A 15506-nucleotide genomic window follows, 5' to 3' on the forward strand; every position below is an offset into this window, starting at 1 on the left:
TGGCAAGGAGGCCGCGCATGTTCACGACTCGCTCCCTGATGATCCTCCTCGGCTGGTTTGCGCTGGTCGTGCTGACCGCGCTGAGCGGCATTGCCACCCCGCCCGGCGAGTGGTACGCGGGACTGGCCAAGCCGCCGCTCACCCCGCCCGACCTCGCCTTTCCCATCGCCTGGAGCACGCTCTACCTGCTGATGGCGCTGGCCGCCTGGCGGGTCACCCTGGCGGCGCCGCCGGCGATGCGCTGGCACACCCTCTGGCCCTTTGTCGCCCAGCTCGCCGCCAACGCTCTCTGGTCGATCCTGTTCTTCGGCCTGCACGGGATGGGCCTGGCGCTGCTCGACCTGCTGCTGCTGTGGGGGCTGATCGTGCTCACCATCCGCCGCTTCGCCGCGGTCTCGCGCCTCGCCGCCTGGCTGCTGGTGCCCTACCTGGCCTGGGTCAGCTTCGCCGCCTACCTCAACGCCGCCACCTGGTGGCTCAATGGCTGAGGCCAGAGGCTTCAGGCAAGGGTAGCGGTATCGACGTGGCGATAGCCCATCTCGAAGGCCATCTCCAAAGCGTGCAGCGCCTCGCGCTCGAGAAGCGGGCTGCCGTAGCCGTGGGAGAGGTTCATGCAGCCCAGGCCGAAGACGGGTGAGTCGAGGGCATTCAGGCGAGTAAAGAGGGTCGTCATGGGTGCCTTTTGATTCCTCGATCACATGAGGTGATATCACCAAAGAATAGCAGCCACCCGTCGGACGCGGCCGTGTCACCAGGCTGCTTTTCAGGTTTTCTTCTGGTGTGCTACTAAATACATATCAAGTAACACATGGAGGGAATCCCATGAGCGAGTCAACTTTCACTTTCCGTGTCGACGACTCGCTGAAGGCGGAGTTTTCCCAGGCGGCCAAGTGCAAGGACCGGACAGGGGCGCAGCTGTTGCGGGACTTCATGCGAGAATTCGTGCGTCAGCAGCAGGAGGCCGAAGCCCATGACGCCTGGTTCCGCCGTGAGGTTCAGGCAGGCATCGACGCAGCCAACGCCGGTGATGTGGTCTCGGCGGAAGAAGTAGAAGTCGAAGCCGCTGCCTGGCGTGCTGAGCTCCAGCGCAGGCTGAATGGCGCTATGTCGTGAAGCTAGTCTGGACACGCCTGGCAAGCCTGGACCGGGAGGAAATCCGCGAGTACATCGCTCAGGACAACCTTGCCGCAGCGCTGGCTCTCGATGAGTTGATGTCGGAAAAGGCGGGTTGGTTGGCGGACCATCCCGAACTCGGTCGCTCGGGGCGTGTCACCGGTATGCGCGAGATGGTGGCGCATCGCCATTACATGCTGATCTATGATGTGATTGGGCATTCATTGCGGATTCTGCGTGTCCTGCATGCCGCACGGCAGTGGCCTCCCTTCTGATATCTTCAGGCACTTTGACGTCGACACCCTGTGCCCTCCTTCCTTCGGCGAGGTAGTGCGGGTTATCCCGATGTCATTAGCGACGCAGCGTCTCCGGGCGCCCGTCGATCACCTTGCGGCCAAGCGCCGGGTTTCATGGCCATGCCGCGCTTGTTCGCTGTTCGGTTCGTTACCGCGGTGGCGCTTTTCGCCGTTCTGAATACTGCACTGGAAGAGACCGGGTGGGATCCCACAAGCCGCTGGGTGTGCTGCTGATCCTGGGTCTGGTGTGAATCCTGCTCGTTCCCTTTTGGTCGCATGCCGCCGGGCATGTCTGGGAGCATGCGCTATGGTAGATCGATACCCTGTCGCGGTGAGCAAGTAACAGGGAAAACCCAACAGGGACCGACGGAGCGCCAGGCATGGTCAACCCCTCTCTTCTCTCTCCACGCTACCGGGTGCTGCTGGCGGGGGTGTTCAGCCAGCTGCTGTGCGTGGGCGTGGCGCGCTTCGCCTACACGCCGCTGTTGCCGGTGATGCAGCAGCAGACCTGGCTGAGCGACGCCCAGGGCGGCTGGCTGGCTGCCCTCAACTATGCCGGCTACATGCTGGGCGCGCTGGTGGCGGCCTCGATCCACAGCATCCGGCTCAAGGACACGCTCTACCGCCTCACCCTGCTGCTGGCGGTGCTCTCCACCGCCGGCATGGCGCTGGCCGACAGCTTCTGGCTGTGGGCGGGCATGCGCTTGGTGGCCGGCTTCTCCAGTAGCGGCGCGATGCTGCTGGCCTCGGGGCTGATCCTGCACTGGCTGATCAGCCATCGGCAGCGGGGCGAACTCGGCATTCACTTCGCCGGGGTGGGGCTGGGCATCCTGCTGGCCGCCCTGGCGGTGGAAGCGATGCGTCGCCTGGCATTCGACTGGCAGGCCCAGTGGTGGGGCTTTGCGCTGCTGGGCGTGGCGCTGCTGGTTCCTGCCTGGTGCTGGATGCCGCGCCCCGCAACGCCGACAGAGGATGGCGGAGGTAGCGGGCAACGCCAGGCCCCGCCGCCTAGCCGCACCTTCATGCGGTTGATGCTGGCCGCCTATTTCTGTGCCGGCTACGGCTACGTGATCAGTGCCACTTTCATCGTCGCCATCGTCGAGCGCGAGCCGCTGCTTGCCGGGGCTGGCAACTGGGCCTTCGCCTTGGTGGGCCTGTCCGCCGCGCCTGCGGTGATGCTGTGGGACCTGGTGGCCCGCCGGTTCGGCTACCTGGGCGCGCTGATCAGTGCCATGGTCCTGCAGGTGGTGGGCATCGTGCTGCCGGCGCTGACCGATAGCCTGGCTGGTGTGTTGCTCAGTGCGGTGCTCTACGGCGGCACCTTCCTGGGTTGCGTGAGCCTGGTGCTGACCATGGCCGGACGGCTCTACCCACAAAGCCCGGCACGGCTGATGGGGCGCATGACACTCGCCTACGGTGCCGCGCAGATCGTCGCCCCGGCGCTCACTGGCATGCTCGCTGAAGCCACCGGCCACTACGACACCGGGCTGTGGCTGGCCGGCGGCTTCGTGGCCCTGGGCGCGGTGCTGCTGGTATGGCTGCGCCGGGTAGACCAGACGGCCCAGCGGTTGGACGCTGAGGCGAAGGTGGGACAACGGTGATCCCGGCAATGGGTGTATCTTCCGAAATGGCTAGCAAAGGACGCTTCGCGGTGCTTAGGTTAGTAGGAGGGCTATAAATCTTGCTATTTGAATGCAGGCAGTGAGCATGTACTACGCACATTCTACATCCGCGAAGGACAAGTCCGACTGGCAAACGCTCGAATCTCACTTGAAGACGGTTAGCGATCTGGCCGCCAAACGGGCGGATCGTTTCGGTGCCGCGGTATGGGGAGAGGCTGCGGGTCTTCTCCATGATATTGGCAAGTACAGCATTCCCTTTCAGCGGCGCCTGGAGGGATCGCCGGAGCGAGTCGATCACTCCACGGCTGGTGCACACATTGCTATCCAGAAATACCCCCAGGTTGGTCATCTTCTGGCCTATCTCATTGCCGGACACCATGCCGGGCTGGCCAATGGCCGCGACGCAGGCGAGCGCACCCCGCTGAAGGATCGTCTCGAGGCGGAGCTGCCCGCGCTCGACCCCCGCTGGCAGCAGGAGCTCTCTCTGCCTGCCCAGTTGATGCCGCCGGCACGCTTCACGCCACGCCGCGATCGCGGCTTCTTTCAATACGCCTTCCTCACCCGCATGCTGTTTTCCTGTCTGGTCGACGCCGACTTCATCGATACCGAGCATTTCTACGCCCTGCATGAAAAAGGCTTGCCCCGTGCGCGCGGCGGTGGCCCCGGGCTCGGTGTGCTGCGCGATGCGTTGAACGCTCATCTGGCAGCCTTCAAGGCCGATAGCGACGTCAACCGCCTGCGCGGCGAGATACTGACCCATGTGCGCTCCCAGGCCGAGAAACCGCCAGGCCGTTTTACTCTGACAGTGCCCACCGGCGGCGGCAAGACGCTGGCCTCGCTGGCCTTCGCCCTCGATCATGCCATCGCCCACGGCATGGACCGGGTGATCTACGTCATCCCGTTCACCAGCATCGTCGAGCAGAACGCGGCCGTGTTTCGTCACGCGCTGGGCGAGCATGGCGAAGCCGCCGTGCTGGAACATCACAGCGCCTTCGACAGCGATGCGCCGCGCAACCGACAGGACCGTGATAGCCGCGACAAGCTCAGGCGCGACAGCGAGAACTGGGACGCGCCGATCATCGTCACCACCGCCGTGCAGTTCTTCGAGAGCCTGTTCGCCGCCAAGACTTCACGTTGCCGCAAGTTGCATAACATCGCGGGCAGCGTGGTGATTCTCGACGAGGCGCAGACCCTGCCGCTTTCGCTGCTGCGCCCCAGCGTGGCGGCGCTGGACGAACTCGCGCTCAACTACCGCGCCAGCGTGGTGCTGTGTACCGCCACCCAGCCGGCGCTGGCCGAGACCGATGATCCCGAGCGCAGCTTTATTGGCGGTCTGCGCGATCTCCGTGAGTTGGCCCCCGATCCCCGGAATCTTTATCGTCAGTTGGAGCGCGTCACCGTGCGCCATGTCGGCACCCTCGACGACGAGGCACTGCGCAACGAGCTGCTCGCCACCGAGCAGGCGCTGTGCATCGTCAACAACCGTCGCCACGCGCGGGCGCTGTTCGAAGCGATTGCCGATCGGCCCGGTGCCTACCATCTCACCACGTCGATGTGCGCCGTGCATCGCCGCCAGGTGCTGGCCGAGATTCGCCGGCAATTGAAGGATGGCCGGCCCTGCCGCGTCGTCTCCACGTCGCTGATCGAAGCCGGCGTCGACGTCGACTTTCCGCGCGTGCTGCGCGCCGAGGCCGGGCTCGATTCCATCGCTCAGGCCGCCGGGCGCTGCAACCGCGAAGGCAAGCGTAACCTCGCCGACAGCGAAGTGCTCATCTTCGCCACGGCCAGCGAGGAGTGGGCACCGCCGCCGGAACTCAAGCAGTTCGCCCAGGTCAGCCGCGAAGTGCTCAGAAACCATGGCAATGATCCGCTCTCTTTGGACGCCATCGACGCCTACTTCCGCCTGCTCTACTGGCAGCAGGGGCCGCAGCAGCTCGATCGGCACGCTCTCTTGCGGCTGATCGAAAACGGCCGCCTCGAAGGGCTGCCGTTCGAAACGCTGGAGCAGAAATTCCGCCTGATCGAGAACACGCAGCGCGCCGTCATCATCCCCTTCGACAAGACAGCTCGGGATGCGCTCCGGGAGCTGTCCTATGCCGAAGGCGTGGGCGGCATCGCCCGTAAGCTCCAGCCTTATACCGTACAGGTGCCGCGCCAGGGCTTTGCCGCGCTGGAAGGTGCTGGGGCGATCGCTGCGGTCGAACCGGGCAAGTTCGGCGAGCAGTTCATGGAATTGATCAACATGGATCTCTATAACGAGCGGCTGGGACTGAATTGGAGCGAGCCGAGGTTTCGCGCCAGTGAGTCAAATATCTGGTGAAAACGGCCGATGGTTTAAGAGAACACGACAACGAGGAGCGGCGCATGAGCTTTGGCGTTCGGCTGCATATCTGGGGGGAGCGGGCCTGCTTTACCCGACCCGAGATGAAGGTAGAGAGAGTCTCCTATGACGTGATCACGCCCTCGGCGGCGCGCGGTATCCTGGAAGCCATCCACTGGAAACCGGCGATTCGCTGGTGCGTCGACCGCATCCATGTGCTCAAGCCGATTCGCTTCGAGTCGATCCGCCGCAACGAGGTGGCCGGCAAGCTGCCGGCAGGCACGGTGTCCAAGGCGATGAAGGCAGGACGCGTCGATGACGTCCACTATTTCGTCGATCAGAACCGCCAGCAGCGCGCCGCGACCATTCTGCGCGATGTCGGCTACGTGATCGAGGCGCACTTCGAGTTCACGCCGCGTGCCGACGACAGCGATACGCCCGGCAAGCATCTCGACATTTTCAACCGTCGCGCCCGTCAGGGGCAGTGCTTCCACATGCCGTGCCTGGGTACGCGGGAGTTTCCCGCCGCGTTCGAATTGATCGAGGCCGAGTCAGATATGCCGACCATCGACGAGCAGCTTCACGGCGAACGCGATCTCGGCTTCATGCTCCATGACATCGACTTCGCCAACGGCAAGACGCCGCGCTTCTTTCGCGCCAGGATGCAGGACGGCGTGATCGAGGTGCCGCCCTTTACGGAGGCGCTGGCATGATTCTCTCCGCGCTCAACGACTACTATCGGCGTCTTGCGGCTCAGGACAAGGTGCCGGCATCCGGTTTCAGCAGTGAGAAGATCAGCTACGCGCTGGTATTCTCAGGCGATGGGACGCCGCTGCAAATTGATGACCTGCGCGATACCTCGGGCAAGAAGCCGCGCCCACGCACCCTACAGGTGCCCTATGACAAAAGGAAAACCTCAGGGTTACATGCCTATCCGCTTTGGGATAAAACCTCCTATGTTTTCGGTGTTACTGCTGGTGAAGGAAAAAAGCTGGCACAAGAACACGCATTTTTTAAACAGCGGCAGTGTGAGTTATTCGGTGAAAGTAATGCGCCAGAGTTGCGCGCTTTTCTGAAACTTCTCGATAAATGGCACCCAGGCATGTTGCCTAAATTGGCTGGATACAGCGAAGAAGTCTTAGACGCAAATTTTGTTTTTAGGCTTGAAGGTGAACATCAATATCTACATGAAAGTAAAGCTGCCGTAAAAATATGGACGTCTGCTTTAGACGATAATGATGGGAATGTGGGTCAATGTTTGATTACGGGTGAGAATGCTTACCTTGGTACCGACCATCCACCTATAAAGGGTGTAAATGGTGCGCAAAGTTCGGGTGCGTCACTTATATCATTCAATGCTGACGCATATAGTTCTTATGGGTTCAAGGAACAGAAAAATGCGTCCATATCAAAAGCAGGAATATTCAACTATTCAACTGCTCTCAATTATCTTCTGCGCCGAGATAATGACAATCACCAGCGTCTGCAAATCGGCGACGCCACCGTGGTGTTCTGGGCCGAGGCCAGCGATGCGGCGCATGCCGAGGCCGCCGAAGGCTTCTTCGCCATGCTCAACGAGCCGCCGAGCGATGAGCAGGAGGCGGCGAAACTGGGCAGCCTGCTGGGTCAGGTCGCCCAAGGGCGTCCCCTGGCGGAGCTCGATCCCCGGCTGGAAAGCGGTACCCGCTTCTTCGTGCTCGGGCTGGCGCCCAATGCGGCGCGCCTTTCAGTGCGCTTCTGGTGCGCCGATACCCTGGACCGACTGGCCCGCCACTATGTGCAGCATCATCGGGATTTGCAGCTTGAGCCGACGCCTTGGAAAGGCATCGCGCCGGGAAGCTGGTGGCTGGCGTTGCAGACTGCACCGATGCACGGCGGCCAGAAGCCCAAGGCGGACGATGTGTCACCGCAGCTCGCCGGTGAACTGATGCGCTCGATTCTCACCGGCAGTCGTTATCCGCAGTCGCTGCTGTCCAATCTCGTCATGCGGTTTCGCAGCGACGGTCACATCACCGGGGCGCGCATCGCGCTCTGCAAGGCCGTACTCGCGCGGGCGGCGCGACTCGCGGCGCATTCGAATTCCCATCCTCAGGAGGTGCCCGTGAGTCTCGATCGACACTCCACCCATCCCGGCTATCTGCTCGGAAGGCTGTTTGCCGAACTGGAGAATGCCCAGCGCGGCGCGCTCGGCGACCAGATCAACGCCACCATTCGCGACCGTTATTACGGCGCGGCGTCGGCGACGCCGGCCAGCGTCTTCCCGATGCTGTTGCGCAATGCCCAGAACCATCTGTCGAACATGCGCAAGAAGGACAAGGGTGGGTTGGCGCACACCATCGAAAAAGAGATCGGCGCCATCATCGACGGCCTCGGCGATACCTTTCCAAAACATCTGAAGATCGAGGACCAGGGGCGCTTCGCCATCGGCTATTACCATCAGTCGCAGGTGCGCTATGCCAAACGCGACAGCACACCGACAGAAGAAGCATCCGCGCAGGGAGAAAACGCATGACCGCCATCGCCAACCGTTATGAATTCGTGCTGCTGTTCGACGTCACCAACGGCAATCCCAACGGTGATCCCGATGCCGGCAACCTGCCGCGCCTCGACCCGGAAACCAACCAGGGCCTGGTCACCGATGTGTGCCTAAAGCGCAAGATTCGCAACTATGTCGCGCTGGAAAAGGAAGAGGACGCCGGTTACGCCATCTACATGCAGGAAAAATCGGTCCTCAATAACCAGCACAAGAAGGCGTACGACGCGCTCGAGATCAAGCCTGAACCGAAGAAGCTGCCGAAGGATGAAGCCAAGGCGCGCGAGCTGACCACCTGGATGTGCCAGAATTTCTTCGATGTGCGCACCTTCGGCGCGGTGATGACCACCGAGGTCAACTCCGGCCAGGTCCGCGGCCCGGTGCAGATGGCCTTTGCCAGCTCGATCGACCCGGTGGTGCCCATGGAAGTCTCGATCACCCGCATGGCGGTCACCAACGAGCGCGACCTCGAAAAGGAGCGCACCATGGGCCGCAAGCACATCATTCCCTATGGCCTCTACCGCGCGCATGGCTATGTCTCCGCCAAGCTGGCCGAGCGTACCGGCTTTGCCGAGGACGATCTCGAGCTGCTGTGGCGCGCCCTGATCAACATGTTCGAGCATGACCGCTCTGCGGCGCGCGGCGAGATGTCGGCGCGCAAGCTGATCGTCTTCAAGCACGACCACCCGATGGGCAATGCGCCGGCGCATGTGCTGTTCGACAGCGTGAAGGTCGCGCGGGTCGAAGGCGAAGCTGATACCCCCGCGCGGCACTACAGCGATTACCGGGTCACGGTCGACGCCGAAGGGCTGCCGGCCGGCGTCAGCGTCGACGAGCGCCTGTAGGTCAGCGGAATGGAGGACGCAGTCCGCCTGATTCCGCTCTCGGCGCTGCAGCACTACCTGTTCTGTCCGCGCCAGTGCGCGCTGATTCATCTCGAACAGCAGTGGGCCGAGAACCGCTACACCGCGGAAGGGCGCATCCTGCATGAGCGCGCCGACCGTCTCGGCCACGAGCGTCGGCGCGGCGTGCATACCGCCATGGCACTGCCGCTGGCCAGTGAGCGGCTGGGGCTGACCGGCGTTGCCGACGTGGTCGAGTTCGACGAGCGGGAACAGCGGGCCATCGTCCGGCCTATCGAGTACAAGCGCGGGCGCCCCAAGGCGCACCGCGCCGATGAAGTGCAGCTCTGCGCCCAGGCGCTCTGCCTGGAAGAGATGCTGAACGTGGAGGTCGGTCACGGTGCGCTTTTTTACGGCAAGACGCGGCGGCGCAAGGACGTGCCTTTCGACGACGAACTGCGGGCGCTGACGTTGGGGGTGATCGCCAGCACCCGTGCGCTGTTCGATGGCAATCGCACGCCGCCCGCCGTATACGAGGCCAAGCGCTGCGATCGTTGCTCGCTGATCGACGCCTGCCAGCCGCAGGTGATGGGCAAGCAGCGCTCGGCGAGCCGCTGGCTGGCGCGTCAGTTGCAATCATTAGACGAGTAAACTCATGCGCCGTCAGCTCAATACGCTTTATATCACCACCGAAGGCGCCTGGCTCAGGAAGGACGGCGCCAACATCGTCATGGACGTGGAGGGCAAGGAGCGTGCCCGCCTGCCGATCCACATGCTCGAATCGCTGGTCTGTTTCGGGCGCGTGCTGGTCTCGCCGCCGCTGATGGGGTTCTGCGCCGAACAGGGCGTCACCATCACTCATCTCTCGCCCAACGGCAAATTCCTGGCCCGTATCGAGGGGCCGGTGTCGGGCAATGTCCTGCTGCGTCGTGCCCAGTATCGGTGCAGCGATGACGAGGTGGGGTGCGCCGCCATCGTGCGTGGCGTGCTGATTGGCAAGGTACACAATCAGCGCGCCGTACTGTCGCGCGGCCTGCGTGATTACGGCGCCAAGCTGCCGCAAGAGGAAAGGGCGCGGCTCGAAGGGGAGCGCTCGCGCATGAGCCGGATTGCGCGTGACCTGCTGATCGAACCGCTGACAGACGGATTGAGGGGATTGGAGGGGGAAGCGGCACAGCGCTATTTCAGCGTGTTCGATCGGCTGATTCGTCACGAGAGCGACGCGTTTCGCTTCACGGGGCGCAATCGCCGCCCGCCGCGCGATCGCATCAATGCGCTGCTGTCGTTTCTCTATACGCTTTTGACCCATGACTGTCGCTCGGCGCTGGAAAGCGTCGGCCTCGATCCGGCGGTCGGCTTTCTACATCGCGACCGGCCGGGACGGCCCAGCCTGGCCCTCGATCTCGCCGAGGAGCTACGACCGCTGCTGGGTGACCGATTGGCGCTGTCGCTGATCAACCGACGTCAGCTGCGGGAAAAGGACTTTATCGTTGCCGAAAGCGGCAGCGTGGCATTGACGGAAGAGGCGCGCAAGACGGTGCTGACCGCCTATCAGGAGCGCAAGCGTGAAGAACTCCATCACGCCTTCATCGATGAGAAGGCGCCGATCGGCATGCTGCCTTTGCTTCAGGCACAGTTATTGGCGCGCCATTTGCGCGGCGATCTGGACGCCTATCCGTCGTTCTTGTGGAAGTAAATACAACAGGAGCCTTGTGCCATGATGGTACTGGTCAGCTACGATGTCAGCACCACTTCCGAAGGCGGCCCCGGTCGGCTGCGGCGTGTGGCCAAGGCGTGCCGTGATTTCGGGCAGCGCGTGCAATACTCGGTATTCGAGATCGAAGTCGATCCCGATCAGTGGACACGTCTGCGTCAGCAGCTGTGTGATCTGATCGACGAAGAGGTCGACAGTCTGCGCTTCTATTTCTTGGGGCGGCACTGGCAGAAGCGCATCGAACATGTGGGCGCCAAACCGGCGCTGGATATGAATGGTCCCCTCGTTTTTTGAAAGCTTTCGGGCATCCTGGTTAAGGGGGACGAGGCTATTGACCATGAGTAACAACGACATCATGACCGGTGAAGAACTGGGTCAGAAGCTGCTTGAATCCGTGCGTCAAATGAAGCGTGGCGAAGCCGCATGGGTAACGTGAATCGAAGTTACCGAAGCGCGGGCGGCACGCCACCGTATGGGACTGTCGCAAGCCGAGTTTGCCGAGTTGCTGGGCGTTAGCCTGCGCACTTTGCAAGAGTGGGAGCAAGGCCGCCGCACACCTACAGGGCCAGCGCTTCGGCTGCTGCGGGTGGCCGAGAGGCACCCCGAGGTACTGCGCGGCCTGGCATAACTTTCCCAAACCGACTCACTAGGGCCTGTTGACGTTTCCGCGCGAACCGCGTTGCTGCGCCAAATGGCGCCAGGCCGGGCGGCGTTCCGCAAGGCGCGGGATGCAGGGAAGGGTGGTTCCCTTGTCAAATCCCGCAACGCCGCATGGCGCCATTTGCCGCGCAACCCAAAGGGCCGGGCCCGTTTTTGCACGGTGCGGCGTTATTCGTCGTTCATTTGAAATAACCAAACTACTCTCCTCATGCCTTGCCCCGCACAAAAACGGGCTCCGGCGCGGCCGTGCAGGAAACGTCAACAGGCCCTAATCATCGTATCCGGCCAACCACTTAATCCGGATTACCTAGATTTTTCCTCTGCGAACCACAAGTGTTCCGCTCTTTCCCCCCAGGTTCGCAACTCTTTAACAATCTATTTTAAAAGCCACTTTTTCATAAGATGGCGATGGCATTGTCGTAATGATCGATTCCAGGAAGGGGTTCGCTTTGCTCGCGTTATTTGCTTAACTGAATCAAAGCGTTATAAAGGAACAGTCGCGGCCCGCACGGGCCGCGCGGATAGAAACATATATCAGAACGCGAGTTGATGGAAGGCACTACGTCGCGGCCCGCACGGGCCGCGCGGATAGAAACAAGGAGGCGCCGCCCGTGAGGGCCGCGTGACCGAGTCGCGGCCCGCACGGGCCGCGCGGATAGAAACCCGCAGTTGTGGTGATAGACGCCTGCTGCCCGGTAGTCGCGGCCCGCACGGGCCGCGCGGATAGAAACACCTTCGCCTTGATGTTGTCCATCAGGCCGGTGCCGGTCGCGGCCCGCACGGGCCGCGCGGATAGAAACGCCGCTGAGGATGATCACGGCAAGGCAGACTTTTACGTCGCGGCCCGCACGGGCCGCGCGGATAGAAACGCCGAGCACCGCCGGGCGATGCGCTCCCCGCTGACCGTCGCGGCCCGCACGGGCCGCGCGGATAGAAACCGCTTCGACCCGGCATGTGACTGGCGCCGCCCGGTCGCGGCCCGCACGGGCCGCGCGGATAGAAACCTAAAACCCAGTTCAAAGAGACCGTCAACCACATCGTCGCGGCCCGCACGGGCCGCGCGGATAGAAACGCCTTTGGTCTAAGCCGCCATCGGCACCAGGGCAGGTCGCGGCCCGCACGGGCCGCGCGGATAGAAACACCTCAACGCCAACGATGGAGGCGCCTGATGCCAGTCGCGGCCCGCACGGGCCGCGCGGATAGAAACGCGTCACGGGCTGCCGTGATGCCGAGACTCAGGTCAAGTCGCGGCCCGCACGGGCCGCGCGGATAGAAACGGTACAAGTCAGGCGCGTGGCGGATTGGTGAGTACCGTCGCGGCCCGCACGGGCCGCGCGGATAGAAACTCGGCTTCGGTCTCGTACTCTTGCAGCCGGCGCTTGTCGCGGCCCGCACGGGCCGCGCGGATAGAAACAGCTCCTGCCACTCGTCGGTAGAGGTGTCGCCGATGGTCGCGGCCCGCACGGGCCGCGCGGATAGAAACGAGCGCGAGGCAGGCTTCGCGGTGCAGGCCATCCAGGTCGCGGCCCGCACGGGCCGCGCGGATAGAAACCAGGCGCTCGAGCGGTCGCGGATGGCGTTGACCTGTCGCGGCCCGCACGGGCCGCGCGGATAGAAACTGGCCGAGAACTTGAGCGACTTCTGGATCTCGCGGGTCGCGGCCCGCACGGGCCGCGCGGATAGAAACGTGAGCTACTGGCCCGGCATGCCGCTGTTCGTCAAGTCGCGGCCCGCACGGGCCGCGCGGATAGAAACACCACCGAGCTGGACGGCCGGCTGAACCTGCACGTCGCGGCCCGCACGGGCCGCGCGGATAGAAACGGGTCGTGCTCCATGATCGACATCCAGCAGCCCGGGTCGCGGCCCGCACGGGCCGCGCGGATAGAAACTCGGAGACCTGGCCGAACTGGGGTATGACGCGGAATGTCGCGGCCCGCACGGGCCGCGCGGATAGAAACCGACGCCAAGGGCTCAGGAGCCGGGATCGACATCGGTCGCGGCCCGCACGGGCCGCGCGGATAGAAACCTGCCACGCTGCGCAGGTGCTCGATGGCGTACTGGTCGCGGCCCGCACGGGCCGCGCGGATAGAAACGGGCGCACCGCTGCTGGTCTCAACGCCACCGGCGGTCGCGGCCCGCACGGGCCGCGCGGATAGAAACGCCTTCGTCTACGAGGTGGCCTCTTGGGCGAAACCGTCGCGGCCCGCACGGGCCGCGCGGATAGAAACGCTACGTCCTCGAATGTTTACGCCGGCCTCCAGGAGGTCGCGGCCCGCACGGGCCGCGCGGATAGAAACGGCTACTCCAGCGACGGACTGGTCAGCGACGAGGGTGTCGCGGCCCGCACGGGCCGCGCGGATAGAAACATCGCCTGGCTCATGCGCTGGGCGACCTGGTGCGGTCGCGGCCCGCACGGGCCGCGCGGATAGAAACGGTGACGGCACCGGCTCAAGCAGCGCGGCCTCGGGTCGCGGCCCGCACGGGCCGCGCGGATAGAAACAAGGGCAAGGGGCCCCGCAAGCTGGCGCTGGCCATGTCGCGGCCCGCACGGGCCGCGCGGATAGAAACAGCGTCACCGGCAACGTACCCATGCCAGGCTCGGGTCGCGGCCCGCACGGGCCGCGCGGATAGAAACACCAGCTCCTCGGCGATGGCCTTGGCGCTGTCGCGCGTCGCGGCCCGCACGGGCCGCGCGGATAGAAACCTGATGAACCTGGAGTGGTCCGACGTTGCCGAGAGTCGCGGCCCGCACGGGCCGCGCGGATAGAAACCAGTCCGGAATTGCGCAAGGAGGCCATCGAGCAAGGGTCGCGGCCCGCACGGGCCGCGCGGATAGAAACAGGTCTTGCGAATCATCTTCCATCACCGGTCTCCTGGTCGCGGCCCGCACGGGCCGCGCGGATAGAAACCGCGAGGTGTGGCGCGTGCTGCGCGACGACGGGACGGTCGCGGCCCGCACGGGCCGCGCGGATAGAAACGCCAGCATCGATCATGACGCCGCCATGGCCAGGTCGCGGCCCGCACGGGCCGCGCGGATAGAAACGACCAGGCGGCAAGGGATCTCGCCGATGAGCTGATCGTCGCGGCCCGCACGGGCCGCGCGGATAGAAACTCAAGCCCAGCCAGACGCTTACCGCCAGCATATAGTCGCGGCCCGCACGGGCCGCGCGGATAGAAACCCACGGTGGACGGCATGACCGACAAGACGCCAGAGGTCGCGGCCCGCACGGGCCGCGCGGATAGAAACACCACGGCGGAAGGCGGCAACGTAAAGCCCGAGGGTCGCGGCCCGCACGGGCCGCGCGGATAGAAACTCCTTGACGTAGTCGGTGAACTGGTTGAAGCCCCGGGTCGCGGCCCGCACGGGCCGCGCGGATAGAAACGAGGCGTCGGTTCCAGAAGTTGTCGTTGCCCCAGAGTCGCGGCCCGCACGGGCCGCGCGGATAGAAACGCCCTCTCTTGAGCCCGTCGTTGCTGACGCCGTTCACGTCGCGGCCCGCACGGGCCGCGCGGATAGAAACACTGCGATCCCCTGCAAGCCCGAGAGCCTGAAAACCCGTCGCGGCCCGCACGGGCCGCGCGGATAGAAACGCCCGGGTGGTGGTGGCGGTGAGCACGTCGGCGACGGTCGCGGCCCGCACGGGCCGCGCGGATAGAAACGTCATCACCAGCGCCGTGGGTGGTGACGACTCCATCGTCGCGGCCCGCACGGGCCGCGCGGATAGAAACCGCCTGTGGCACTACGACATGTGGCTGGCCATCCAGTCGCGGCCCGCACGGGCCGCGCGGATAGAAACCAGCTGGACCGCCATCGAGATTAACGCCGAGCGAGTGTCGCGGCCCGCACGGGCCGCGCGGATAGAAACCGACCTGGGGAACCTCGACATCCATCTCGACGGTGGTCGCGGCCCGCACGGGCCGCGCGGATAGAAACTCCTGCTCCTTTGCATTAAAAATGCCAGCACTAGGGTCGCGCCCCGCCCGGGGCGCGCGGATAGAAACATCGAGGAGCAAGCACATGGACCAGATTGAAAGCATGTCGCGCCCCGCCCGGGGCGCGCGGATAGAAACACCTTCGGCCACCGCATCACCAAACAACAGGAGGGTCGCGCCCCGCACGGGCCGCGCGGATAGAAACTGGAATGACCTGGATGGCTCCGTCGAGGTCAACTACGTCGCGGCCCGCACGGGCCGCGCGGATAGAAACACCCAGAGGCTCGTATGCTCGTTGATCTGCTCGAGTCGCGGCCCGCACGGGCCGCGCGGATAGAAACATTTATATGACAATTGCATTAGCTTTAATTGATAAAGTCGCGGCCCGCACGGGCCGCGCGGATAGAAACTACTGTCGAGCAGCGCATCCGCTGGAACTACAACCTGTCGCGGCCCGCACGGGCCGCGCGGAT

At 64.1% G+C, this 15506-nt stretch carries 13 protein-coding genes and 1 CRISPR repeat array; of the genes, 12 read left to right on the forward strand and 1 reads right to left on the reverse strand.

The features are described 5' to 3' along the window. The first annotated feature begins 17 nt into the window (after nt 1-17). The gene (locus tag DFO68_RS02665; protein WP_243726394.1) at nt 18-488 is read left to right on the forward strand and encodes a TspO/MBR family protein; all 471 of its coding nucleotides are present in this window, start codon (nt 18-20) and stop codon (nt 486-488) included. Between the two features lie 11 nt (nt 489-499). Here DFO68_RS02665 and DFO68_RS02670 read toward each other — a convergent pair whose 3' ends face one another. Beyond that, nucleotides 500-673 (reverse strand): hypothetical protein, encoded by a 174-nt coding sequence (locus DFO68_RS02670; protein ID WP_208107346.1) that lies wholly within the window; start codon nt 671-673, stop codon nt 500-502. A gap of 149 nt (nt 674-822) precedes the next feature. On the opposite strand from DFO68_RS02670, the gene DFO68_RS02675 reads away from it, so the two are divergent. The 11 genes from DFO68_RS02675 to DFO68_RS15765 all read left to right on the forward strand — a co-directional run bounded on the left by DFO68_RS02675 (nt 823) and on the right by DFO68_RS15765 (nt 11068). After that, on the forward strand, nt 823-1113 hold the full coding sequence (locus tag DFO68_RS02675) for a CopG family ribbon-helix-helix protein (RefSeq protein WP_133481776.1): 291 nt from the start codon (nt 823-825) through the stop codon (nt 1111-1113). Further along, on the forward strand, nt 1110-1388 hold the full coding sequence (locus DFO68_RS02680; RefSeq protein ID WP_133481778.1) for a type II toxin-antitoxin system RelE/ParE family toxin: 279 nt from the start codon (nt 1110-1112) through the stop codon (nt 1386-1388). Before DFO68_RS02675 ends, DFO68_RS02680 begins: the two co-directional genes overlap by 4 nt. Nucleotides 1389-1789: 401 nt before the next feature. Next, nucleotides 1790-3010: a YbfB/YjiJ family MFS transporter gene (locus DFO68_RS02685; protein ID WP_133481780.1), complete on the forward strand. Its 1221-nt coding sequence runs from the start codon at nt 1790-1792 to the stop codon at nt 3008-3010. Between the two features lie 106 nt (nt 3011-3116). Next, a complete protein-coding gene (locus DFO68_RS02690) occupies nt 3117-5351 on the forward strand; it encodes a CRISPR-associated endonuclease Cas3'' (RefSeq protein WP_243726395.1) in 2235 nt (744 codons plus the stop codon). Between the two features lie 44 nt (nt 5352-5395). Beyond that, nucleotides 5396-6064: a type I-C CRISPR-associated protein Cas5c gene (gene cas5c / locus DFO68_RS02695; protein WP_133481784.1), complete on the forward strand. Its 669-nt coding sequence runs from the start codon at nt 5396-5398 to the stop codon at nt 6062-6064. Beyond that, nucleotides 6061-7863 carry a type I-C CRISPR-associated protein Cas8c/Csd1 gene (gene cas8c, locus DFO68_RS02700; RefSeq protein ID WP_133481786.1) on the forward strand — a complete coding sequence of 601 codons (1803 nt, stop codon included), beginning with the start codon at nt 6061-6063 and terminating at the stop codon, nt 7861-7863. Before cas5c ends, cas8c begins: the two co-directional genes overlap by 4 nt. Beyond that, the gene (cas7c, locus tag DFO68_RS02705) at nt 7860-8729 is read left to right on the forward strand and encodes a type I-C CRISPR-associated protein Cas7/Csd2 (RefSeq protein ID WP_133481788.1); all 870 of its coding nucleotides are present in this window, start codon (nt 7860-7862) and stop codon (nt 8727-8729) included. The genes cas8c and cas7c overlap by 4 nt, the downstream gene beginning before the upstream one ends. 9 nt (nt 8730-8738) lie before the next feature. Next, nucleotides 8739-9377, forward strand: coding sequence for a CRISPR-associated protein Cas4 (cas4, locus tag DFO68_RS02710; RefSeq protein ID WP_133481790.1), 639 nt, complete (start codon nt 8739-8741; stop codon nt 9375-9377). Nucleotides 9378-9381: 4 nt separating this feature from the next. Then, nucleotides 9382-10422 (forward strand): type I-C CRISPR-associated endonuclease Cas1c, encoded by a 1041-nt coding sequence (cas1c, locus tag DFO68_RS02715; protein WP_133481792.1) that lies wholly within the window; start codon nt 9382-9384, stop codon nt 10420-10422. A gap of 21 nt (nt 10423-10443) precedes the next feature. Continuing rightward, nucleotides 10444-10734 carry a CRISPR-associated endonuclease Cas2 gene (cas2, locus tag DFO68_RS02720; RefSeq protein ID WP_133481794.1) on the forward strand — a complete coding sequence of 97 codons (291 nt, stop codon included), beginning with the start codon at nt 10444-10446 and terminating at the stop codon, nt 10732-10734. 142 nt (nt 10735-10876) lie between these two features. Continuing rightward, a complete protein-coding gene (locus tag DFO68_RS15765) occupies nt 10877-11068 on the forward strand; it encodes a helix-turn-helix domain-containing protein (protein WP_279512790.1) in 192 nt (63 codons plus the stop codon). 528 nt (nt 11069-11596) lie between these two features. Then, nucleotides 11597-15443: direct repeats of the CRISPR family, unit length 33 nt; unit sequence GTCGCGGCCCGCACGGGCCGCGCGGATAGAAAC. The last annotated feature ends 63 nt before the right edge of the window (nt 15444-15506 follow it).

This window comes from Halomonas ventosae, from assembly GCF_004361885.1.
Lineage (GTDB): Bacteria > Pseudomonadota > Gammaproteobacteria > Pseudomonadales > Halomonadaceae > Halomonas > Halomonas ventosae_C.